At 60.5% G+C, this 23,137-nt stretch carries 16 protein-coding genes and 1 pseudogene; 10 read left to right on the top strand and 7 right to left on the bottom strand.

Going from position 1 to position 23,137, the window contains the following annotated elements; all coding sequences use genetic code 11:
* Together BM194_RS19665 and BM194_RS19660 are read left to right on the top strand one after the other, a co-directional pair.
* Positions 1-2,889 (top strand): cadherin-like domain-containing protein (locus BM194_RS19665; protein WP_143097642.1); only part of this gene is annotated, 2,889 nt, incomplete at its 5' end.
* Between the two features lie 99 nt (positions 2,890-2,988).
* A complete protein-coding gene (locus BM194_RS19660) occupies positions 2,989-3,321 on the top strand; it encodes a globin family protein (RefSeq protein WP_092850493.1) in 333 nt (110 codons plus the stop codon).
* Between the two features lie 83 nt (positions 3,322-3,404).
* Here BM194_RS19660 and BM194_RS19655 read toward each other — a convergent pair whose 3' ends face one another.
* From BM194_RS19655 to BM194_RS19645, 3 genes are all read right to left on the bottom strand, one after another.
* Positions 3,405-5,315 carry an EAL domain-containing protein gene (locus tag BM194_RS19655; RefSeq protein WP_092850482.1) on the bottom strand — a complete coding sequence of 637 codons (1,911 nt, stop codon included), beginning with the start codon at positions 5,313-5,315 and terminating at the stop codon, positions 3,405-3,407.
* Between the two features lie 52 nt (positions 5,316-5,367).
* On the bottom strand, positions 5,368-5,997 hold the full coding sequence (locus BM194_RS19650; RefSeq protein ID WP_422730679.1) for a transglutaminase-like cysteine peptidase: 630 nt from the start codon (positions 5,995-5,997) through the stop codon (positions 5,368-5,370).
* A 283-nt stretch (positions 5,998-6,280) separates the two neighbouring features.
* Positions 6,281-7,444 carry a cation diffusion facilitator family transporter gene (locus BM194_RS19645; RefSeq protein WP_092850479.1) on the bottom strand — a complete coding sequence of 388 codons (1,164 nt, stop codon included), beginning with the start codon at positions 7,442-7,444 and terminating at the stop codon, positions 6,281-6,283.
* 78 nt (positions 7,445-7,522) lie between these two features.
* Here BM194_RS19645 and BM194_RS19640 point away from each other — a divergent pair, with 78 nt between their 5' ends.
* A complete protein-coding gene (locus tag BM194_RS19640; protein WP_092850477.1) occupies positions 7,523-9,007 on the top strand; it encodes a TrkH family potassium uptake protein in 1,485 nt (494 codons plus the stop codon).
* Between the two features lie 51 nt (positions 9,008-9,058).
* Here the strand turns inward: BM194_RS19640 and BM194_RS19635 are convergent, their stop codons facing one another.
* Both BM194_RS19635 and BM194_RS19630 read right to left on the bottom strand, forming a co-directional pair.
* Positions 9,059-10,222, bottom strand: a complete 1,164-nt coding sequence (locus tag BM194_RS19635) for a 1-acyl-sn-glycerol-3-phosphate acyltransferase (RefSeq protein WP_092850488.1) — start codon at positions 10,220-10,222, stop codon at positions 9,059-9,061.
* Positions 10,219-11,148, bottom strand: a complete 930-nt coding sequence (locus BM194_RS19630; protein ID WP_092850475.1) for a recombination-associated protein RdgC — start codon at positions 11,146-11,148, stop codon at positions 10,219-10,221. The genes BM194_RS19635 and BM194_RS19630 overlap by 4 nt, the downstream gene beginning before the upstream one ends.
* Positions 11,149-11,378: 230 nt before the next feature.
* Here BM194_RS19630 and BM194_RS19625 point away from each other — a divergent pair, with 230 nt between their 5' ends.
* The 7 genes from BM194_RS19625 to rpsA all read left to right on the top strand — a co-directional run bounded on the left by BM194_RS19625 (position 11,379) and on the right by rpsA (position 21,844).
* Positions 11,379-11,798 (top strand): acyl-CoA thioesterase, encoded by a 420-nt coding sequence (locus tag BM194_RS19625; protein ID WP_092850472.1) that lies wholly within the window; start codon positions 11,379-11,381, stop codon positions 11,796-11,798.
* A gap of 190 nt (positions 11,799-11,988) precedes the next feature.
* Positions 11,989-14,754, top strand: coding sequence for a DNA gyrase subunit A (gene gyrA / locus BM194_RS19620; RefSeq protein WP_092850469.1), 2,766 nt, complete (start codon positions 11,989-11,991; stop codon positions 14,752-14,754).
* A 68-nt stretch (positions 14,755-14,822) separates the two neighbouring features.
* Positions 14,823-15,905 (top strand): 3-phosphoserine/phosphohydroxythreonine transaminase, encoded by a 1,083-nt coding sequence (serC, locus tag BM194_RS19615; RefSeq protein ID WP_092850466.1) that lies wholly within the window; start codon positions 14,823-14,825, stop codon positions 15,903-15,905.
* Positions 15,906-15,941: 36 nt separating this feature from the next.
* On the top strand, positions 15,942-17,033 hold the full coding sequence (gene pheA / locus BM194_RS19610; protein WP_092850463.1) for a prephenate dehydratase: 1,092 nt from the start codon (positions 15,942-15,944) through the stop codon (positions 17,031-17,033).
* Position 17,034: 1 nt separating this feature from the next.
* On the top strand, positions 17,035-19,290 hold the full coding sequence (locus BM194_RS19605; RefSeq protein WP_092850460.1) for a bifunctional prephenate dehydrogenase/3-phosphoshikimate 1-carboxyvinyltransferase: 2,256 nt from the start codon (positions 17,035-17,037) through the stop codon (positions 19,288-19,290).
* A complete protein-coding gene (cmk, locus tag BM194_RS19600; protein WP_092850457.1) occupies positions 19,287-19,982 on the top strand; it encodes a (d)CMP kinase in 696 nt (231 codons plus the stop codon). The genes BM194_RS19605 and cmk overlap by 4 nt, the downstream gene beginning before the upstream one ends.
* Before the next feature lie 185 nt (positions 19,983-20,167).
* A complete protein-coding gene (gene rpsA / locus BM194_RS19595) occupies positions 20,168-21,844 on the top strand; it encodes a 30S ribosomal protein S1 (RefSeq protein ID WP_092850486.1) in 1,677 nt (558 codons plus the stop codon).
* A gap of 137 nt (positions 21,845-21,981) precedes the next feature.
* On the opposite strand, the gene BM194_RS19590 is transcribed toward rpsA, so the two are convergent.
* Both BM194_RS19590 and BM194_RS19585 read right to left on the bottom strand, forming a co-directional pair.
* Positions 21,982-22,740 carry an RNA methyltransferase gene (locus BM194_RS19590; protein ID WP_092850456.1) on the bottom strand — a complete coding sequence of 253 codons (759 nt, stop codon included), beginning with the start codon at positions 22,738-22,740 and terminating at the stop codon, positions 21,982-21,984.
* A gap of 80 nt (positions 22,741-22,820) precedes the next feature.
* Positions 22,821-23,137 (bottom strand): annotated as a pseudogene (locus BM194_RS19585) (integrase core domain-containing protein); the annotation flags it as partial.

The raw sequence follows: 23,137 nt of genomic DNA, 5'->3' as shown, positions 1-23,137 counted from the left end.
CGCGGCGTGCTGGCCAACGACACGGATCCGGACGGGGATGCGCTCGCCGTCAGCGCCGTCAATGGCAGTGCCGCCAACGTGGGCATGGCCCTGGCCGGTAGCAACGGCGGCACCTTCACGCTCAATGCCGACGGCAGCTATCGCTTCGATCCGGGCAGCGATTTCCAGGCGCTGGGCGCGGGTGCCACGACGGCGACCGAGCTGACCTATACCGTCAGTGACGGCGAGGGCGGGGTTGCCACCGCCACGCTGCGCGTGACGGTCACCGGCACCAACGATGCGCCGCTCACCACAGACAGTGTTATCGATACCGATGAAGATGTCAGCGTGACGCTAAGTGCCGCCTCCTTCGGTAAATACAGCGATGTCGAAGGCGACTTACTTTCCGCCGTGCAGATTGTATCCCTGCCAAATAATGGTGTGCTTAAACTTGATGGAGTTGCGGTGGCTGTGGGTGATGTCATTAGCTCAGCGGCCATCGCAACCGGGAAGCTTACCTTTACGCCTGATGAGAATAGCGACGAGGAAAGCTCCTTTACCTTTAAGGTGCAAGATGCCAGTGGGGAATGGTCGGCAGTTCCTAACACAGCCGAGATTAATGTCGATGCAATGGCGGATGCGCCAAGCGTCAGCATCGAGATTGGGGAGCAGACTCCTGTTTTCGGACCGGGCGATGTCACCGGCTTGCCGAACGGTATCTCCCACGTGAAGTATTTGCTGAGCAACGGTACAACGCTCAAGCTTGATGACTACGGTGGAGACATCAAGGATCCTTCCGATCCTACCAAGTACATCGTCGACATCGAGGCGAAGACAGGCTTGGTGGTAGTTGACTACTACATCAAGGCCGGCACTCACGTTTATTCGCCCAGTGGTGAGTACCTCGGAGAGGCAGCAGCCAATGGAGATGTTAGCGATCCTCTGACTAATCAAGCGGATAGCGAGAGCTTGGCCGGAAGCTTCGGGGAAGGCGAGACGTATATCTTCGCTGGAGAGCCGGATAGCTATGAATTTGCTATCGATATATCTGCTAGTTTAAGTGACACTGACGGCAGCGAGTCCCTAAGCCTTGTGATCTCTGGAGTGCCTGAGGGCGCCGAGTTGAATCATGGGATGCAGAATGAGGACGGAACTTGGGCTATCGAGGTATCGCCAAGTACTTACGAGTATGTTTCCCAAGGCCTGACTATTACCGTGCCGAAAGGCGCCGATGGGTTTACGCTCACTGTCAAGGCAATAGCCATCGAGTCCAAACCGCAAGGCGACGTGGCTGTTGTAACGGCAGAGGCGGTGGCCAGCGATACCACTGCCGTGGATAAATTGGAAGTCGAGGGCAATAATGGCAGCACGGTAGGGGCTGGGGCGGGTGACGATGTCCTGATTGGCGACATGGGAGGCAAGTTCACCATCGTCGAACCTGGTCAGAACTATAATATCTCTTTGATTGTTGATGCCTCAGGCAGCATGGATAGTGCTTCGGGTACAGCCGGACTTAGCCGTATGGAGCTGACCAAGCAAGCACTACTGAACTTGGCCGATCAGATCAAGTATCACGATGGAACCGTCAATGTGCAGTTGGTGACTTTCTCGTATCATGCTAATACTGTGGCCACTATAAACAATCTGGATGCTGAAAATGCTGGAGTATTGATCGATGCGATCAATGCTCTCAAAGTAGGGGGGGGGACAAACTATACCGCAGCATTTAACCAGGCAGTTGACTGGTTCAACGCTTTGGATGAGAGCGGAATGTATTTGAGTAATAGCTATGAGAATTTGACCTACCTCCTCACTGATGGTAACCCAACTTTGGATTACCGTTCAGGTGATGGAGAAATTAGCGGGCCAGGTGATCGCACTAGTTATACAGTGTTGAAAAATTCTGTGGATGCATTTCTGCCTTTGGCAAATGCGAGCAAAGTTGAAGCCATTGGTATTGGTTCAGAAGTTTCCGAGCAGTACTTGGGGTGTTTTACAAATACAGGAAATAATATTGGTGTAGAGCCAATTCACGTTTATGGGTTCTCATCTGACGGCTGGCTTGCAGGATACCAGTACAGTGACATTTATTGGGGTGAGGGGACCGTAACAGCAACCACGGGTGACGTGAGTATTGTTGACTCGGCTACGGATCTTGAGGCTGCGCTTGAAGGGGGGACTCAATCTGACGAACTAGCTGCGCTGGGCGATGACGTCCTCTCCGGAGGCGATGGCGACGATATCCTCATCGGTGATGTCGTCAACACCGATCATCTCGCATGGACGAACACGGATACCGGCGAAGCTTTCTCCGCTGGTAGTCATGACGGCATGGGGTACGCGGGCTTGGTTGAGTACCTGCGCTGGGAAGAGGGTACGTCAGGGGAACTGCCGAGCGACGAGGAGATCATGTTCTATGTCAGGAGCCACTGGCAGGGCCTGATCGATGGCGATCGCATTGATGGCGGCAGCAACCTGCTGGATGGTGGCTCCGGTGATGACATTTTGGTCGGTGGTGCCGGAAACGACTCCCTGATCGGTGGCACTGGCGACGAGAAGCTACATGGCGGCTTGGGCGCCGATACCTTTGCCTGGGAGCTGGGCGACCAAGGCACGGTGGGGGCTCCGGCGATCGATATCGTGGCCGATTTCGATGCTGACGAGGGCGATAAGCTCGACCTCTCCGACCTGCTCAGCGGCGAAAGCCAGGACTCAATCGATGGGTTCATCCTAGCCGAGGAGATTGACGGCTCGACAACCCTACACATCAGCACGCAGGGTGGCTTGGATGGGGACAAGACCAATGCCGACCAGACTGTCATACTGGATGGCGTAACAATGGGCGGCCAAGCTTCGCACGATTTCATCCAAGCCATGATCAATAGCAGTCAACTCGATATCGATAAGTAAGGCGCCCACTTGACATCGCTCCGGCCTATGCCGGAGCGATGTCTTTTGGCGTATCCTCCTCGAGACATGACGGCCCTGGCCGGAGCGGAGAATCTGAACATGTACGTGAGTCGCGATGCCGGCGGCGAAATCTCGATGATCAGTCGCGAGTGTACGCCGGAATGCACGGAATCGATTGCCCCGGACGATCCGGAAGTGTTGGCCTTTATTGATCAGGCTGGGGGTGATCAGCGACGCTTGTTGCGCGATTCTGACTTGGCCTTCGTCCGTGTACTGGAAGACGTGATCGAGCTGATGATCGCCAAGGGGGTCATCAGTTTCACTGAGCTACCCGAGGCGGCGCGCGAGAAGCTGCTGAAGCGTCAGACGCTGCGCCGTCAGGTCAATAGCGTCGAGCTGCTGGGCGACGACGAGGACGAGTGGCTGATTTAGCGCATCGTTCGTTTTTGGATGCGCATGATGAAGGGAGGCGAGTGATCGCCTCCCTTTGTTGTGGTCGCTAACGTAGCATACCGTCAGGCATCGGGCAGGCGTACGCCGGGGCCGGTAACGCCATCGAAGCCGAGGTCGAAGAGAGTATCGCGCTCTTCCCGGTTGGTGACGCCCTCGGCAATCACCAGCACGCCAATCGAATGGCTCAACGTTGCAATGCCGCGCAGGAAGGGGTGGGTCTGGTCTTCCCGGTTGATGTTCTGGATCAGGGAGGCGTCGATCTTGATGTAAGCCAATCCCAGGTCATGCAGCGAATTGAGCTTGGCGAACTCGGGGCCGACGTGTTCGATACCCAGCTTGCAGCCAAACTGACGCAGCTCCTGGGAAAGCGTGCGGAAGGCGACCATGTGGCGGACGGCAACCGATTCGGGTACTTCGATCCATAGCTGACTCGCTTGTTGCGGCTGTGCCTGCAGGCGTTGGCGCAGTGCCGCGACGAAACCGGTGTCACGGATCGATTCACTGGAAAGGTTGATCCCCAGAGGCCGGTTATCCTGGGCGATGGTACGCAGGGCGCTGTCGACCACGGCCAGGTCGATGTCGCGACTCATGCCGACCCGTGTGGCCCAAGGCAGGAAGACGCCTGCCGACTGCCAGGATTCCTTGAGCTTGAGACGCGCCGGGCATTCGTGGTGCAGCAGCCGGTCTTCGTCATCCAGCACGGGATAATGGGCGAGATAAACCCCATCGGTAGCGAGTGCTTGCGTCAGTGCCTGCCGCCATTCGTCATGGGTGCGATAGGGCTGATGCTTGGCATCGGTCGTTGCGACTTCGATGGCCTTGCCGCCACGCGCCTCGGCCTTGGCCAGGGCGCCATCCAGCACACTGAGCAAGTCGCCACGGGTATCCCCTTGGGCATAGGCTACCAGCGACACGGGGAGCTCGATGCCGCTGCGGTCGATGCCCGGCTGACCGTAAAGCTGTGACTTGATGTCTTCGATCAGGATGTCGGGGTCGCCGCTGCCCGGCAGGATCATGCCGAAATCGGTGCCATTGAGGCGGCCGACGAAGCCTTCGTCGTAATTCTCGGCCAGGTCGGTCAGGTAGCTGGCCAGGTCGCTCAGGAGTTGGTTGGTATCGGCGTACCCCAAGCGCTCATTGAGTGCCGCCAGGTTGGCGACACGGACCATGGCGAGATGCCCGGCCGAGCGCTGGCCGTCACTGGTCAGCATGGCGTCGAGTCGGTGCATCAAGGCGTCGCGTTTGGCCACGCCAGTGACTTCATCCTGTTGCAGACGCCGGCGAAGCTTGTCCAGCTTGCGGGTTTCTTCGGCCAGCATCAGCCGGACGACGTTGGAGAGTTGGTTCATGGCCAGAACGACTTCACGAAGCTCCCGGGTATGCGGGAGTTCGGTGGTCGTGAAGCGACGTTGGCCAATATCCCGGGCCTGGGCCACGACGTTTTGCAGAGGGCGCTGGATCGTGCGTACGATCCACCAGGCCAGCGCGGCACTGATCAGGGCAGCGACGGCAAACCACATCAACAGATCGACCACACTGCGCCACAGCACGTTATAGGCATAGCCGTGGTGGGTTTCCAGCGTGATGGTGGCGAACTGTTTCCAGCCATCCTGCACGACGGCAGTGCCCACCGGGATATCGAACTCCACCAGGTCGACGAACCAGTCCGGTGCTTCGGTGGCGGCCACATCGCTGACCCGTCGCTCAAGGATGGCCCCCTCGGGAGACACCAGTTCGATGCGACGGTAATGGCCGGTGTCGAACTGCGCGGCGACAAGGAGCTCGACCGTGACGGGGTCCTTGTCGAGCTGACTCAGCGACAACGCCAGGGCATTGGCATTGTCGGCATTCTTGATGCGCAGTTCCTGTTCGATGTACTGCTTGCTGTTCAAGGTGCCGATGAACAGGCTGCCGCCAAGGGCAAGCAAGAGCAGAACCAGAATGGCCAGCCATAGCTGCTTGATCAAGGACATGAAGCGGTGCTCCTGACGGTCCGGGGTAGGAAAATCGTGTGTTGCGGTGCGTTCATAGGAAGCCCTGTGCAGCCATGCGTTGCAGCACGCTGCGCCATCGCGACAGGCGCTGGGTCGGGTCGGCCAACGAGCGTGTAGCGCCACCGGCCCAGAGCCCGTCGCTGTTGAAGCTGAAGACAGGGGTCAAGTCGTCGCGCTGGCTGGCGGGAAGGATGGTGGGTAGCAGGTTGTCCAGCACCAGTGGCTCGCTGTCGGGCGTTTCGTAGTAGCCCAGCACCATGTGCGCCTGGGTCTGGTTGCCACGCCCGATGCGCGCGCGAACATAGATCATGCGCAGGCGCTCGCCGGGGACCCCGAGTTTCTTGAGCGTCTCGTACTTGGCGATGGAATAGTCCTCGCAATCGCCCGCGCCGCGTCCCAGGGACTCCAGCGGAGTAGCCCAGTAGTCGTTGTCTTTCCAGACATCGATATCGTCGAGCCAGCGTACATGACGATTGAAGAAGTCGTTGACACCGCGGAGTTGCCGATGAATGTCCTGGTGCGTGTAATCATCGACCAGGCGTAGCCAGTCATTCAGTGCCTCCGTCCCTGCCTGGCCATACTGTTCGGCCATGTAATCGCGCATGCGAGAGGCTTCCATGGCGCCGTTGGCCAGGCTCAGCGCGCCACTGCTGAGTGACACGAAGCAAGCCACACAAAGCAGCAAACGCCAGCGTGGCAGCCGGGGGAGAAGATTCGAGTGGCGTCTGGTTATCGACCGGCATCGTTTCAAAGCTTGGGACCTGACATGAAGCAGCGAGTCGCTTGGCCCTGAGCATAACGGGGTGCGGCCTGTCCCGAAGCCGCTATATGCGTCATGTATGTTCGCCAATTCCCAGCCATGCCGGACGACCCATCCAGAAGAGCCTGGCAGGAATTCTAACCCGGCAGGTGTCAGTTGCGTAGCGAAATGTAATTAAACGGTTTCATGCCTTGCCCGGGCCCTGCCAGACTCGCAGGCGCCCCAGCCAGGGCAATGCTTCGCCGGCCTTGCGCAGTTGAGACGCCTGATCGTCGAGCTTCTTGGGATTGTCGAGAACCGGCGTGTAGAGGGAAACGTCGATCTGGTTATCCAGGTAGTGCAGGTCGAGAGCGACCCGGTGTTGCCATGCCTCGATACCGTGCCAGGCTTCATCCAGGGCGGCTACCACCTCGGAACGTAGGGGCTGGCTGGGGAGTTGGGTCGGATCATCGAGGTCCGAATCGTCCTGCGGGTCGATGTGAAAGGTCACATCGGACAGGCTGGGGAATGCCTGGCTCAGTTCGCGACACACCTGGTTGCCGATCTCGTGAGCTTCGGAGACGGTGACGCGGGGGGCCACCACGATATGCAGGTCGAGCAGCACCTGGCCACCAAGGGTGCGGGTACGCAACTGATGCACATCACGCACGCCATGAACCTGCTTGGCCAGGTGGCGCATCTGCTTCTGCTCGTTCTCTGGCAGGGCGGTGTCGACCAACTCGCGAATCGCTTCCCAGATCAAGGATCCGCCAATCTTGCCGATCAGCACCCCGACGGTAACAGCGGCGAGCGCATCCAGCCAGCCGGCGCCGAACTGGGCACCGACGAGACCGATCAGTACCACGAGCGTCGATAACGCATCGCTGCGTGAATGCCAGGCATTGGCCGCGAGCAGTCGGGAATCCAGGCGCTTTGCAACGCGCAAGGTGTAACGGAAAATCCATTCCTTGCCGATAATCCCTATCACGGCAAGACCGATGGCCCACATGCCGGGCGGCATGATGTCGCGGCCTTCCATCAGGCGCATCAGGCTGGCCCAGGCGATACCGCCTGCCACGAAGATCAATACGCTACCCAGCAGTAGGGTGGCCAGGGTCTCGATGCGCCCGTGGCCGTAGGGGTGGTTGCGATCCGGTGCCTGGCGGCCATAATGCATGGCGACCAGCACGAAGGTATCCGTCGCCAGATCTGAAAACGAGTGGATGCCATCGGCGACCAGGGCGGCGGAGCCAACCAGGTAGCCGACGATCACTTTGGCGATACCCAGCAGGGTGTCGATGACGGCGCCGATTAATGTCACCCGGTGGGCTTCGCGGGTCTCGGCCTGGGCGCGGTTGGGCTCGGTCATCGATAACTCCAAGAATATCAGTAAACACTACGCTATAGTTGCCGCCGGCCATTACACACGCAAGGGAAGATAAAACGCATGGCCTCGTTTCGTTTGCCACAGTTTCGGCATGCCCTGGTGAGTTGGGCCCCGGTGCTCAAGATATTGGCCGTGCTCTGGCTGGTACTGGCATCGTTCATGGTGCTGCCATGGCTGGTGTTGATGCTCGAGCAGGATCCGGATGCCTGGGCCTTCGGCTGGTCGATACTCATCGTCATGTCATCGGTCGTGCTGGGTTTGGTGCTGACGCAGAGGGTGCCCATCGAGCTCAAGCCACGTCACATGTTCGTGCTGACGACACTGAGCTGGGTTTCCATCTGCGGGTTCGCCAGCCTGCCGCTGATCCTGGGCGCTCCGCAATTGTCGTTCACGGATGCCGTATTCGAGTCGGTGTCGGCCATCACCACGACCGGCTCGACGATTCTGGTGGGGATCGAGCGCCTGTCGGATGGGCTGAAGCTATGGCGCGGCATGATGCAGTGGCTGGGCGGCATCGGCATCATCGTCATGGCCATCGCGATACTGCCATTCTTGAAGGTGGGCGGCATGCGCCTTTTCCAGACCGAGTCCTCCGACTGGTCCGACAAGGTCATGCCACGCACCGGCGGCATCGCCAAGGCGACCATGACGGTGTATGGCGGTCTAACACTGGCCGCCATGATCAGTTACTGGCTGGGGGGCATGTTGCCCCTGGATGCCGTCGTGCATGGCATGACCTCGCTGGCCACGGGGGGCTTTGCCAATTCCGATGCATCGTTCGGAGCCTACGCCGACAAGCCGCTGCTGTTATGGCTGGGGTCGCTTTTCATGCTCAGCGGGGCGCTGCCCTTCGTGCTGTACATCCGTAGCGTCCGCGGTTCGCCGACGGCATTGTGGTGCGATCAGCAGGTGCGCGGCCTGCTGTGGTTGCTGCTGATGGTAATCGCCTTGTTGACGGGGTATCTGATTGCCCAGGGCAGGTCGGCATTCGACGCCCTGACCCAGGTCACGTTCAACGTTGTCTCGGTGGTGACGACGACCGGTTATGCGTCCGATGACTATACGCTGTGGGGGCCGCTGGCCGTGACGGCCTTCTTCTATTTGACGTTTGTTGGCGGATGCAGCGGGTCGACAAGTGGTGGCATGAAGATTTTCCGCTTTCAGGTCGCCATCGTGATGCTCTTCAATCAGTTGCGCTTTCTCGTGCACACCAATGGTGTCTTTGCCCAGCGTTACAATGGCAGTGTACTGACCGACGAGGTCGTGCGCGGTGTCGTGGCTTTCTCGTTCTTCTTCTTCCTGACGGTGGCTGGCCTGGCACTGGGCTTGGCCATGCTGGGGCTGGACTTCGTGACGGCATTGTCCGGCGCGGCGACGGCAGTGGCCAATGTCGGTCCGGGGCTTGGCGATATCATCGGGCCGGCAGGCAATTTCGCGACGCTGCCTGACGCGGCAAAATGGCTGTTATGTGCCGGGATGCTGATGGGGCGACTGGAGATTTTGACAGTATTGGTGCTGCTGACGCCGATGTTCTGGCGGAAGTGAGCCGGCGCTGGCGATGCTCGCTCAGCGCCGAGTGCGGAGAGACGGCTCCGACTATTCCTCTTTGATTCGTCCGGCGCGGTTGAGGATGGGGTTGGCATACTGGGCCAGCCACCAATCGCGCAGCTCGCTGGGGACGTCGTCGAGGCGGGCCTGAAAGCGTTCGCGGTCAGCACTCTGGACTTCGCTCATGTCGAGCAGTTCGGGTGCCTGGCCGCTGGTCTCGAGTGCCAGTTCATGACTGGGGAACGTGTGGTAGCCGCCCAGGACCTGGCGGTCGATTTCTTCGGCCACTTGGTCAGGTGTCTCGAAATCGGCGCTCAGCGGGGTGCCGAAGGTCAGTTTGATGCGCCCCTTGGCACCGGTAATGCCCGCCACGATCGAGCGAATGTCCTCGAAGTCGGCCTTCTCGTAACGGCCTTGGGTATGCACGGCATACAGCTCGCGGGCCTTCTGCAGGTCGCAGGGGTCGTATTCGTAGCTGATCGACACCGGCACCATATGCAACTCGCGGATGGCATCGCCCAGGCTGGCGTCCTTGTCCTGCTGGCGGCGCGCCATGGTCAGCATCTTGATGATGGCCGGGTCGGCACGGTCGATGCCGTCCTTGGCACGCCCCTCGCGCTGGGCCAGCCACACCGAATGGTTGTCGACCGTGATCGAATGTCGAATGTAACGCGACAGCGCCTGGTAGGCCGCGAGCATGGCACGCTTGCCCTTGGCGCTGCGCGGCACGATGAAGCTCTTGTTGAGACGCATCAGGTCGGTGACATAGGGCTTCTGCAGAAGATTGTCGCCGATGGCGATGCGCACCGTATTGCGTCCGGCCTGGTAAAGCGCGAAGTTGACGAACGCTGGGTCGAGCGCGATGTCGCGATGATTGCCGATGAATAGGTAGGCCTGGTTGGGGTCGAGCTTGTCGAGCCCTTCGACCTCGAAGGCATCGGTGGTCTTGGCGATCATGTGGCGCATATAGACGGCGATGCGATCCTGAAACGTGGCTACGCTGTTCACGCCACGCATCTGACGCGACAGGGCGTGGCCCGCGAGAAAGCGGGCCAGCCACGGTGCGTAGCGTGCCATTCGCGGCAGGCGATAGCGTGTAATGGCATCGAGAAACTCGTTGTTATGCGCCAGACGTGCGAGGACGTCGGCGACCTCGTCGTCGTGGTAGGGGCGAATGTTCTCGAAGGTTTCTTGGGAGAGCTGGTCTGTCATGGCGTCGGCGAGGCAGGTGTGGCTTCGCCACCCAGCCATTCGATGAGTTGTTCGATGGTGCGGGAAAGCGCCTGGGTCATCAGCGCGAAATCGGTTTCGAGGCGTAGAACGGGATCGTCGCCATCGTCGGCCTGGCTGGCCTCGTCAATCAGCGCATCGGCAAAGCGCAACGTCTTCAGTGCAAGGTCGTCGGTCAAGACCAGGGACAGCGATTCGTCGATGGTAAAGGCCAGGCGGGTTGCCTGGCGCCCCGTCTCGAGCGCGGTCTGGATCTCTTCGCCATCGAGGTCGATCTGGCGTCCTCGCAGCACGCTTTCGTCGCCACTGACGGCCTTGAGCTCGACCTGATCGCCCAGGGCCAGGGTGGCCGGGCGCTTCTCCGGGTCGCTGAGCCACTCGGTCATGGCGCGCATGGGCGTGGCCCGGGTGGCCAGAGGCGTCACCTTGAGGCTGCCCAGCGTCTGGCGCAGCAGGTCGAGGACATCCTCGGCACGCTTGCGGCTCGAGGCATTGATCCCGATCAGATGGCGTTGGGTATCCCACCACAGATCGATACGCTGAGTGCGCACGAAAGCGCGCGGCAGAAATTCCTCGTAGATCTCTTCCTTCAGCGCCTGTTTTTCCTGACGGCGCAACGGGCGCCCCTCTGCCTCCTCGCGTTCGGCAGCCCGGCTTTCCATTTCTTCCTTGACCACCGAGGCCGGCAGCAGTCGTTCCTGGCGCAGGGCGGACATCAGGCGGTGCCCCTGTATCTCGTGCAGGCGCTGCTGACTGCCCCGGCCGGCAGGTGCACTCCAGCCCATTCGCCTGGCTTCAACGCTACCCAGAGGGCGGAAGGCTTGCTCATCGAGTGCCGCGCTCAGGTCGTTGTCGCTCAGTGTCGGAGCGTCATGCACACGATAGAGATGCAAGTGCTTGAACCACATGGTGTCGTTCCGTTTGAAAGGAGGCACATTATGTCGAATAGCGTGGGAGGGTGCCAGTGGCATTCCCGGTATGGCAAGTTTGGTGATGTCCGAACGAAAAGGCCGGTATGCCGGACGCCAGGGCAGGACAATTAGCCTGCATGGTTTAAAACAATCGTTTGTTGATGAACGGCGATCTGACTAGAATCCTGTGGCTGCCTTTACTTTCCATCACAGGATCTTCTACGGCCATGGACCAACGTATCGCCCGCTCGACCGTGCGTGTGCGCGGCTTTCATCTCGACGGTTATGCCCACGTCAACAATGCTCGCTATCTGGAGTTTCTCGAAGAGGGACGCTGGGCGTATTTCGAGCAGCAGTTCGACCTGGCGGCGCTGTTCAACCAGGGGTTGGCGGTCGTGGCGGTCAACCTCAACATCAACTATCGCCGCGCTGCGGTGATGAACGACGAGCTGGAAATTCTCACCTCGCTTTCGGGGTTGAATCACCGCAGTGCCGTCATGCATCAGGCCATCAACCGCGTCGGCGATGGCAAGCGCATTGCCGATGCCGATTTCACGTTCGTGCTGCTCGATACCAAGACCGGCCGCTCCATGAGCATCGATGACAATCTGCGCGAGACACTCGAGCCGCTGATCCTCGAGCCATGAGCCGGGTCTGGATGAACGGGTCACTCGCTGCCTTAATCCTTCGCACAATGGTATAATCCGCCGATTACGATCTTCCTTCGCTGGAAGGTCGCTCATCCCGTCGTATGTGCCGCCAGGCATCGCGCGGGGTGATGCTTGCTGCCACATGCCAGCTGCTTACCAGTCGCAGTGCCAAAGGATTTGACAACCCATGGGTGATATCGCCAGAGAGATTCTGCCAGTCAACATCGAGGACGAACTGAAACAGTCGTATCTCGATTACGCGATGAGCGTGATCATCGGACGTGCACTTCCCGATGTTCGCGATGGCCTCAAGCCGGTACACCGTCGCGTCCTGTTCGCCATGCACGAGCTTGGCAACGACTGGAACAAACCCTACAAGAAGTCCGCGCGTGTGGTCGGTGACGTCATCGGTAAATATCACCCGCACGGCGACAGCGCGGTGTATGACACCATCGTCCGCATGGCGCAGGATTTCTCGATGCGCTATGTGCTGGTCGATGGCCAGGGCAACTTCGGTTCCATCGATGGCGACAGCGCCGCGGCGATGCGTTACACCGAGGTGCGCATGTCCAAGCTGTCTCACGAGCTGCTGGCCGACCTCGAGAAGGATACCGTCGACTGGGTCGACAACTACGATGGCACCGAGCGCATCCCCGAGGTGCTGCCTACCAAGGTGCCGAACCTGCTGGTCAACGGCGCGTCGGGTATCGCCGTAGGCATGGCGACCAACATTCCGCCGCACAACATGGTCGAGGTCATCAATGGCTGCCTGGCGCTGATCGACGATTACACGCTGAGCATCGATGACCTGATGGAATACATTCCCGGCCCGGATTTTCCCACCTCCGGCATCATCAACGGCAAGGCCGGCATTCTCGACGCCTACCGCACGGGGCGCGGACGCATCTACGTGCGTGCCCGGCATTCCATCGAGTACAACGAGAAGACAGGTCGCGACCACATCGTCATCACCGAGCTGCCTTATCAGGTCAACAAGGCACGCCTGATCGAGAAGATCGCCGAGCTGGTCAAGGACAAGCGCATCGAAGGCATCGCCGAATTGCGTGACGAGTCCGACAAGGAGGGGCTGCGCGTGGTGATCGAGACCAAGCGCGGCGAATCCGGCGAGGTCGTGGTCAACAACCTGTTTGCCCAGACCCAGTTGCAGACCGTGTTCGGCATCAACATGGTGGCGCTCGACAATGGCCAGCCCAAGACGCTCAATCTCAAGGAGATGCTCGAGGCCTTCGTGCGTCATCGCCGCGAGGTGGTCACACGGCGCACGCTCTACGAACTCAAGAAGGCGCGTGAGCGCGGCCATATCCTGGAAGGCCTGGCGGTCGCCATCTCCAACATCGACGAGGTGATCGAGCTGATCAAGGCCTCGCCGAGCGCGGCCGAGGCCAAGGAGAAGCTGCTCGATCGTGCCTGGCAGCCCGGTCAGGTCACCGGCATGCTCGATCGCGCAGGTGCCACGGATTGCCGCCCTGAAGGGTTGGAGCCGGGCTACGGCCTGGCCGAGAATCGTCGTGAATATCGTCTCTCCCCAGCCCAGGCCCAGGCCATTCTCGAGCTGCGCCTGCATCGCCTGACCGGGCTGGAAACCGAGAAACTGCTCAACGAATACCTGGGCATACTCGAGAAGATTGCCGAACTGAGCGAGATCCTGGCCTCTGCCGATCGCCTGCTGGAAGTCATCCGCGAGGAACTGATCGCGATTCGCGACCAGTACGGCGACCAGCGCAAGACCGAGATCCAGATCAGCCGCCTCGATCTGACCATTGAGGATCTGATCAACGAAGAGGACATGGTCGTCACCATTTCGCGTAGCGGCTATGCCAAGACGCAGCCGATCAGCGACTACCAGGCCCAGCGCCGCGGCGGTCGTGGCAAGTCGGCGACCAGCATGAAGGACGAGGATGTCATCGAGCATCTGCTGGTGGCCTCGACCCACGATACCGTGCTGCTGTTCTCCAACAAGGGCAAGGTCTACTGGCTGAAGGTCTACGAAATTCCGGCAGCCAGCCGTGGCTCGCGGGGCAAGCCGCTGGTCAACCTGCTGCCGCTGGACGGCGACGAGTCGATCAATGCCATGCTGCCGGTACGCGAATATCGCGAAGACAGTTATATCTTCTTCGCAACAGAGAGCGGTACCGTCAAGCGTACCTCGCTGGACCAGTTCTCCAGGCCGCGTAGCGTGGGCCTGATCGCCATCGACCTGGAAGAGGGCGATCGTCTTATCGGGGCCGCGATCACCTCGGGTAACGATCACGTCATGCTGCTGTCCTCCAACGGCAAGGCGATCCGTTTCGAGGAGAACAACGTGCGTGCCATGGGCCGTACGGCGCGCGGCGTTCGTGGCATGCGTCTGCAGCAAGGCGCTCAGGTCATCAGCCTGATCATTCCGCAGTCGACGCTGATCGACAGCGAAGCGGACGACGACCAGCGCGACGCCGATGGCAACGGCAACGGCAACGGCAACGACGACCAGATCTATATCCTGACAGCCTCGGAAAATGGCTACGGCAAGCGTACCCGGCTCGAGGAGTTCCCGCTGCGTGGACGCGGAGGCCAGGGGGTCATCGCCATGCAGACCAGCGAGCGTAACGGGGCGCTGGTAGCGGCCATGCAGGTGGCCCGCAAGGACGAGATGATGCTGATCACCGACCGTGGCACCCTGGTACGTACCCGAGTCGAGGAGGTGTCGGTGACGTCGCGTAATACCCAGGGCGTCATGTTGATCCGTCTTGGCGAAGGCGAGTCACTGGTCAAGACGGTGCGCATCGACGAGCCGACCGAGGAGGTGGCGGACGACGCCACCCTCGAGGATGATGCGCTACCGGCCGAAGCCAAGGATGTCACCAACCACGGCGTGGAAACGCCCATCGACGATGCCGCGGCTGATGCTACGTCAGACGGCGAGCCGGATTCCGACGAGCCCGATTCCGAATAGTAGCGATGCACAGCGACCGCCGCCTAGCCGGCGGTCGTTTTCGTAGGACTTTGTGAGAGTCAGCGCTGATGACACGCCACCATAATTTCTGTGCCGGGCCGGCGGCACTTCCTGCCCCGGTCCTGGAACGTGCCCGCGACGAGATGCTCGATTACCACGGGCGCGGGCTTTCCGTCATGGAAATGAGCCACCGCAGCCCTGAGTTCGTGGCTATCGCCGAAGGGGCGGAAGCTACCTTGCGCTCGTTGCTCAACGTGCCCGACAACTACAAGGTGCTTTACCTGCAGGGCGGGGCCTCGACCCAGTTCGCCATGCTGCCCTACAACCTGCTAGGCAAGGGCGGCACGCCCAACTACCTCTATACGGGGATCTGGGGCAAGAAGGCGATTGCCGAGGCCAAGCATCTGGGCGGGGCACATGTGGCCGCTTCCAGCGAGGCTAATGGGTTGGCCGCCGTGCCGAGGCCGAGCGAGATTGCCCTGTCCGCCGATGCGGCCTACCTGCACTACACCGACAATGAAACGATCGGTGGGCTGGCCTTCGACTACATTCCCGAGAGCAGCGTGCCGCTGTGCTGCGACATGTCCTCATCGATCCTGTCCGCACCGCTGGACGTGTCCCGTTTCGGGGTGATCTATGCGGGGGCGCAGAAGAACATCGGCCCGGCGGGGCTGACTCTGGTTATCGTGCGCGACGACCTGCTCGATCAGGCACGGCAGGACACGCCGACCATGTTCAACTACCGGGTCATGGCGGAAAACGGCTCCATGTACAACACGCCGCCGACCTATGCCTGGTACCTGGCCGGCCTGGTATTCGAATGGCTGCGTGACGACATCGGCGGTCTCGATGCAATGAATGCCATCAACGAACGCAAGGCAGCCAAGCTCTACGGCGCTATCGACGCCAGCGGCTTCTACAGCAATCCCATCGAGCCGATCAATCGCTCGCGCATGAACGTGCCGTTCGTGCTGGCCGACGAGCGCCTCAACGAGACCTTCCTCGAGGAGGCCGAGTCCGCCGGATTGCTCAATCTCAAGGGGCACCGTAGCGTGGGCGGCATGCGTGCCAGCCTCTACAATGCGGTACCGGAAGCCTCCGTCGATGCGCTGGTGGGCTTCATGAAGGATTTCGAACAACGTCGCGGCTGAGGCGGGTTGTATGTGGCGAGTGAGAGGAACTGAACAATGAGCGAAACCCCGGTCAATCTCGACGAGTTGCGCAACCGCATCGATGCCATCGACACAGAAATCCTGCGCCTGATCAGCGAGCGGGCGACCTGCGCGCAGACCGTGGCACAGGTTAAGACTGCCGAAGATCCCCACGCGGTGTTCTACCGCCCCGAGCGTGAAGCGCAGGTGCTGCGGCGGATCATGGCCCTGAATGCCGGTCCGCTGGACTCGGAAGAGATGGCGCGCCTGTTTCGCGAGATCATGTCGGCATGCCTGGCCCTCGAACAGCCGGTCAAGGTGGCCTATCTGGGTCCGGAGGGTACATTCACGCAGCAGGCCGCGCTGAAGCATTTCGGCGAAAGTGCGAAAAGCCTGCCGATGGCCGCCATTGATGAGGTGTTTCGCGAAGTCGAGGCAGGCGCTGCCAATTACGGCGTGGTTCCGGTAGAAAATTCGACCGAGGGGGTGGTCAACCACACGCTGGACTCGTTCATGGATTCGTCCATGAAGATCAGCGGCGAAGTCGTGTTGCGTATCCACCATCATTTACTGGTGTCATCTACCACACGCCAGGACAAGATATCGCGCATCTATTCTCATCCTCAGTCATTTGCCCAGTGTCGCAAGTGGCTCGATGCGCATTACCCCCAGGCCGAGCGCGTGCCGGTGTCGTCCAATGCCGAGGCCGCGCGCCTGGTCAAGACCGAATGGCACAGTGCTGCGATCGCGGGGGACATGGCAGCCAAGCTGTATGGTCTCGACAAGATTGCCGAGAAGATCGAGGACCGGCCAGACAACTCCACGCGCTTTCTGATCATTGGGCACGAGAGCGTGCCGATGTCCGGTGACGACAAGACGTCGCTGGTCGTTGCCATGCGTAACCAGCCGGGCGCATTGCACGACTTGCTCGAGCCGTTTCATCGTCACCAGATCGATCTGACGCGCCTGGAAACCCGGCCTTCACGCACGGGCGCCTGGAATTACGTGTTCTTTATCGATTTCAAGGGGCATATCGACCAGCCCGTAGTCGTTGCCATGCTCGAAGAGGTGCGTTTGCGGGCCGCCGAAGTGAAGGTGCTGGGGTCTTACCCCCAGGGTGTCCTCTAGCATGCGGGAACGACATGGCACGGTTTTCGGTTCGCAAGTGACAGATGAGCCGCGCATTCTCATTGTCGGCCTCGGACTGATCGGCGGTTCATTGGCCGCCGGGCTCAAGGCCTCGGGGTACGCTGGTAAGATCGTGGCCTGCGACCGGGACCCGAGCGAGATCGAGCAGGGCATAGCGCTCGGCGTGATCGACGCTGGCAGTACCGAGTTGGCGCCATGGGTCGCCGAGAGTTCGCTGATCGTGCTCGCCGTCCCGGTGCTGGCCATGGCGCCGGTCATGACCGAGTTGGCGTCGTTGGTGTCGGATCAGGTCATCACCGACGTCGGCAGCACCAAGCTGGCGATCCGTCAGGCAGCGGAACGCGCTTTCGGTCGGTTGCCGAGACGATTCGTGCTTGGCCATCCCATCGCCGGCTCCGAGAAGAGCGGCGTGGTCGCGTCCAATCCCGACCTGTATCGTCACCACAAGGTGATTCTGACGCCCCAGGCCGATACCGACCCGACAGCGCTGGCACGGGTGCGTGCGCTATGGGAGGCCTGTGGCGCCGAAGTGCTGGAAATGGATGTGATGCGTCACGACCAGGTGCTGGCCAGGACCAGCCACCTGCCTCACCTGCTGGCGTTTTCCCTGGTGGATACCCTGGCGCGTCAGGATGAGCGGCTCGACATCTTCCGTTACGCCGCGGGTGGATTTCGTGACTTTACCCGCATCGCGGGTAGCGACCCGGTCATGTGGCGGGATATCTTCACGGCCAACCGGGATGCGGTGCTGGAAGCGCTCGACGATTTCGAGGCGGGCGTGGCACGGCTGCGGCAGGCCGTCGCCAACGGCGATAGCGATGCCATGCTGGGCATCTTCGACCGGGCCAGCCATGCTCGGCACTATTTCGATACCTTACTGAACAAGACGAGATATCAGGCGATGGAACAACGCAACGTCCGCTACCGTGTCAGCCCCGGTGGCCAAGTCACCGGTACGATTCGTGTCCCGGGGGACAAGTCGATCTCGCACCGGTCGATCATGCTCGGCGCCCTTTCCGAGGGGGTGACCCAGGTCGAGGGCTTTCTCGAAGGCGAAGATAGCCTGGCCACGTTGCAGGCCTTTCGGGAAATGGGCGTGGTCATCGAGGGGCCACATCAGGGGCGAGTGACGATTCATGGCGTCGGCATGCATGGCCTGAAGAAGCCGGCCGGCCCGTTGTATGTGGGTAATGCCGGGACCGCCATGCGCCTGTTCGCCGGCCTGCTTGCCGGGCAGGCCTTCGATACCGAGCTGACCGGTGATGCCTCGCTGACCAAGCGCCCCATGGGGCGCGTTGCCGATCCGCTGCGTGAAATGGGCGCTGTCATCGAGACTGCCGAGGGCGGGCGTCCGCCGCTGAGGATAAAGGGCGGCCAGCAGCTCAAGGGAATCACCTATGACATGCCCATGGCCAGTGCTCAGGTGAAATCCTGCCTGCTGCTTGCAGGCATGTATGCAGAGGGCGAGACGCGCGTGCGCGAGCCGGCGCCGACCCGCGATCACACCGAGCGCATGCTCAACGGCTTCGGCTATCCTGTTACCCGCGAAGGCGACGTAGCCTGGCTGCAGGGTGGCGGGCACCTCACGGCAGCGCCCATCGATGTGCCTTCCGACATTTCCTCTGCCACTTTCTTTCTGGTGGCGGCGGCCATCACGCCGGGGGCCGACCTGACGCTCGAGCATGTCGGTATCAACCCGACCCGCGTCGGGGTCATCAATATTCTCAAGGCCATGGGGGCCGACCTCGAGCTGTTCGACGAGCACGAAGTGGGCGGCGAGCCAGTGGCCAACATCCGGGTGCGCTATGCCCCGCTCAAGGGCATCGAGATTCCGACCGATCAGGTACCGCTGGCCATCGACGAGTTCCCGGCGCTGTTCGTTGCCGCGGCCAATGCCAGCGGGACGACCCGGTTGCGGGGCGCCGAGGAGCTGCGTGTGAAGGAGTCCGATCGCCTGCAGTCCATGGCCGACGGCCTTGCCATCCTGGGCGTCGAAAATACCCTGTACGAAGACGGCATCGATATCGTCGGCAATGGCGAGGACGGGCCGAGCTACGGCGGCGGACGTATCGATAGCCATGGCGACCATCGCATTGCCATGGCGTTCACTGTCGCCGGCCTGCGCGCCAGTGATTATATCGTCATCGACGATTGCGCCAACGTGGCGACCTCGTTCCCCGGTTTCGTCGATCTGGCGCGCCGGGTAGGGATGGCCCTGGAGGAGGTGAACGCATGAATTCCCCGCATCAGGCGGCGGTGCTGACCATCGATGGGCCCGGGGGGGCCGGCAAGGGGACGATCAGTCGCCTTATCGCCGAGCGGCTGGGCTGGCACCTGCTGGATTCCGGTGCGTTGTATCGCCTGACCGCGCATGCCGCTGGCAAGCATGGCGTCGAACTTGATGACGAGCCGGCGCTGGCTCGCCTGGCAGAGTCGCTTGACGTGAGGTTTCTGGCCGAGAACGGCGTGGCTCGTGTCGTGCTTGAAGGCGAGGATGTCAGCATGGCCATCCGCACCGAAGTCGCTGGCGAGCGTGCCTCGCAGGTTGCGGCGCTACCGACGGTGCGTCAGGCGCTACTGGCACGCCAGCGCGACTTTCGCCAAACGCCGGGATTGGTCGCCGATGGACGCGACATGGGGACCGTGGTTTTCCCCGATGCCCCGCTGAAGATATTCCTGACAGCTTCCACCGAGGAGCGGGCTAGGCGACGCTTCCTCCAGTTGCAGGAAGCCGGCGAAAATGCTAGTCTACCGAGTCTTTTAAAAGAGATTCAGGCTCGTGATGCGCGCGATATGCAGCGCGCCGTGGCGCCACTCAAGCCGGCTGACGATGCCGTCGAGTTGGACACCACCGAGCTGTCGATACCGGATGTGGTGGATCACATACAGAGACTTCTCGCTGATAAAGGCTTTATTCCTTCGGCCTGAGTCGAGTGAGACAGACGCTTCCGGGGCCCTCGGCAAGATGTGATGACGTGGCCCGGCAACCAACTGAAAGCCGGGTCAGGTCGAACCAGCGCCAACATCCCCGAGGACTTGTGCAGTAGGCCCGTACTTGCTGGTGGTGCGGAGAAGGCGACAACCGCCATTAACGTTGATCACGTAGGATGCTCATGAGCGAAAGCTTTGCTGAACTGTTTGAACAGTCTCTCCAGAACATCAATATGGAACCCGGTGCCATTGTCATGGCGACCGTGGTGGACATCGATGGTGACTGGATTACCGTCAACGCCGGCCTGAAGTCCGAAGGGCAGATTCCCGCTGCTCAGTTCAAGGACGACAATGGCGAGCTGACCATTGGCGTTGGCGATGAAGTCAAGGTTGCCCTGGAAGCCGTCGAGGATGGCTTCGGTGAAACCCGCCTGTCCCGCGAGAAGGCCAAGCGCGCCGAAGCGTGGAAAGAGCTGGAAGCAGCCTTCGAGAAAGACGAGATCGTCAAGGGCGTGATCAACGGCAAGGTCAAGGGCGGTTTCACTGTCGACGTGGCTTCGATCCGCGCCTTCCTGCCGGGTTCCCTGGTCGACGTTCGTCCGGTTCGCGACACAGCGCACCTGGAAAACAAAGAGCTGGACTTCAAGGTCATCAAGCTCGATCCCAAGCGTAACAACGTCGTGGTTTCTCGCCGTGCCGTTCTTGAAGCCGAGAACAGTGCCGAGCGCGAAGCCCTGCTCGCCACCCTGCAGGAAGGCCAGCAGATCGCCGGTATCGTCAAGAACCTCACCGACTACGGTGCGTTCGTCGATCTGGGTGGTGTCGACGGCCTGCTGCACATCACCGACATGGCTTGGAAGCGTATCAAGCATCCTTCCGAGATCGTTGCCGTGGGTGACGAGATCAATGTCAAGGTGCTCAAGTTCGACCGCGAGCGCAACCGCGTATCGCTGGGCCTGAAGCAGCTGGGCGAAGATCCGTGGGTCAACATCAAGGATCGTTACCCGGAAGGCACCAAGGTCAACGCCCGCGTCACCAACCTTACCGACTACGGCTGCTTCGCCGAACTGGAAGAGGGTGTCGAGGGTCTGGTTCACGTATCCGAAATGGACTGGACCAACAAGAACATCCACCCGTCCAAGGTCGTCCAGGTCGGCGACGACGTGGAAGTCATGGTTCTGGATATCGACGAAGAGCGTCGTCGTATTTCCCTGGGTATCAAGCAGTGCACCACTAACCCGTGGGAAGACTTCAGCGCGCGCTACAACAAGGGCGATCGCGTTTCCGGCACCATCAAGTCGATCACCGATTTCGGTATCTTCATCGGTCTGGAAGGTGGTATCGACGGCCTGGTACACCTGTCCGATATCTCCTGGACCGAGACCGGCGAAGAAGCCGTTCGTCAGTTCAAGAAGGGCGACGAAGCCGAAGCGGTCATCCTGTCCATCGATCCCGAGCGTGAGCGTATTTCGCTGGGTATCAAGCAGCTCGAAACCGATCCGGTTTCCGAGTTCCTGGCAGTGAATGACAAGGGCGCCATCGTGACTGGCCGCGTCATCGAAGTCGATGCCAAGGAAGCCCAGGTCGAGCTGGCGACAGATGTCGTGGGTGTTCTGAAGGCGTCTGAAATCAGTGCTGACCGCGTTGAAGATGCGCGTAACGTACTGAACGAAGGTGACAGCGTCGAAGCGCGTATCGTGGGTGTGGATCGCAAGAACCGCGCCATCAGCCTGTCCATCAAGGCGAAGGACCAGGCCGATACCCGTCGCAACATGAGCCGTCTGCGTGAGCAGGAAGTCGAAACCGGTGGCCCGACCACCATCGGCGACCTGATCAAGCAGCAGATGGGTCAGGACTGATCTAGTTGTCTCGGGGCACGCCCCGAGATGCGATCAGCAAGCCGCGGCCTCCCACAAGGGAGGCCGCGTTTTTTTATGCCTGAAATTTGAATGCAGGAAAATGACCGTCGGGCTTGTCGATAACAGGCTGGCGCCTCTTATTTTTCGCCCTGATCGGCAGAGTGGTCTGGGTGAGTCTTTTGCTCAATAGCGTTCAGCAGGCCGCGTAGAATCGAAAGTTCCTTGCGGGTTGGCTGTGCTCGGGTAAAGAGGGCGTGCAAATGGTCTTCCGTTCTGGCGTGTGGCTGGGTCAGGAACCCGACATCTTCCATGACACGGTGCAGGTGCTCGTGGAATTGTGACATCTGCTGCTGGGTAGGAAGAGGCGCGCTGCGCGGGGAAGCCGTGTTGAAGCCGCTATCCGGCCGTAGGCGCCAGGCACGGAAGATTTCATGAGCCAATACCTGTACGGCCTGGGAAAGGTTGAGCACCCCATAGTCGGGATTGGCGGGAATGCTTACCTGGTGGGTACAGCAGCGTATCTCGTCGTTGGTCAGGCCGAAACGCTCGCGGCCGAAGACCAATGCAACCGGCGCCTCATTGGCATGGCTAACGAGGTCGCGTGCCATGATGTCGGGTTCGTCGTAATGGGGAAGCGGCATGTTGCGCAGGCGAGCACTGGCGCCGATCACCTGTACACAGTCTTCCACGGCCGCTTCGAGCGTATCGACCACGCGGGCATTGTCGACGATATCCTCGGCACCGGCGGCCAGGCGGCTGGCTTCTTCATCGGGGAATTGACGAGGGGTGACCAAGGTCAACTGTTCCAGGCCCATGGTTTTCATGGCTCGCGCGCTGGCCCCGATGTTGCCTGGATGGAAAGTCTGGACAAGAACGATACGGATATTGGAGAGCATGGCCGGATGGAGTTATCGCTGAGTGAAGGGCGTTAGTCTACTTGGGCGATAGGCTGCGGGCCATGCCGGTAGTTGCCTGTCTAGTCCTGAAATAGGTTGACACCTAATTTCGCCTCAGAGCGCCCGATGCACTGCATCGGGCGTTTTGTATTTCAGGGCCAGGTGGGGCCGGTCACGGTTATAAATTTCAACCGATTCGTTGACCATGGTGCGGGCTTGGTCCAGGTCCCAAGGCTGCACCAACAGGAACTCCGTTTTCAGGATTCCATTAACCCGCTCCGCCAAGGCATTCTGGTAGCAGTCGTAGCCATCGGTCATCGAACAGCGGATGCCATGACGAGCGTGCAGGCGCTGGTAGCGATCGCAGCAATACTGAATGCCTCGGTCCGAATGATGA

The organism is Modicisalibacter xianhensis (assembly GCF_900113605.1).
Lineage (GTDB): Bacteria > Pseudomonadota > Gammaproteobacteria > Pseudomonadales > Halomonadaceae > Modicisalibacter > Modicisalibacter xianhensis.
The sequence above is the reverse complement of the archived record's forward strand: the minus strand, read 5'-3'. Positions and strand labels throughout refer to the sequence as shown.

Bases quoted from the DNA above. Each gene is read 5' to 3' on its own strand.
- cmk (WP_092850457.1), top strand. From the start codon at position 19,287: ATGAATTCCCCGCATCAGGCGGCGGTGCTGACCATCGATGGGCCCGGG.
- pheA (WP_092850463.1), top strand. From the start codon at position 15,942: ATGAGCGAAACCCCGGTCAATCTCGACGAGTTGCGCAACCGCATCGAT.
- rpsA (WP_092850486.1), top strand. From the start codon at position 20,168: ATGAGCGAAAGCTTTGCTGAACTGTTTGAACAGTCTCTCCAGAACATC.
- BM194_RS19655 (WP_092850482.1), bottom strand. From the start codon at position 5,315: ATGTCCTTGATCAAGCAGCTATGGCTGGCCATTCTGGTTCTGCTCTTG.
- gyrA (WP_092850469.1), top strand. From the start codon at position 11,989: ATGGGTGATATCGCCAGAGAGATTCTGCCAGTCAACATCGAGGACGAA.
- BM194_RS19605 (WP_092850460.1), top strand. From the start codon at position 17,035: ATGCGGGAACGACATGGCACGGTTTTCGGTTCGCAAGTGACAGATGAG.
- BM194_RS19635 (WP_092850488.1), bottom strand. From the start codon at position 10,222: ATGACAGACCAGCTCTCCCAAGAAACCTTCGAGAACATTCGCCCCTAC.
- BM194_RS19630 (WP_092850475.1), bottom strand. From the start codon at position 11,148: ATGTGGTTCAAGCACTTGCATCTCTATCGTGTGCATGACGCTCCGACA.
- BM194_RS19640 (WP_092850477.1), top strand. From the start codon at position 7,523: ATGGCCTCGTTTCGTTTGCCACAGTTTCGGCATGCCCTGGTGAGTTGG.
- BM194_RS19645 (WP_092850479.1), bottom strand. From the start codon at position 7,444: ATGACCGAGCCCAACCGCGCCCAGGCCGAGACCCGCGAAGCCCACCGG.
- BM194_RS19625 (WP_092850472.1), top strand. From the start codon at position 11,379: ATGGACCAACGTATCGCCCGCTCGACCGTGCGTGTGCGCGGCTTTCAT.
- BM194_RS19590 (WP_092850456.1), bottom strand. From the start codon at position 22,740: ATGCTCTCCAATATCCGTATCGTTCTTGTCCAGACTTTCCATCCAGGC.
- BM194_RS19660 (WP_092850493.1), top strand. From the start codon at position 2,989: ATGTACGTGAGTCGCGATGCCGGCGGCGAAATCTCGATGATCAGTCGC.
- serC (WP_092850466.1), top strand. From the start codon at position 14,823: ATGACACGCCACCATAATTTCTGTGCCGGGCCGGCGGCACTTCCTGCC.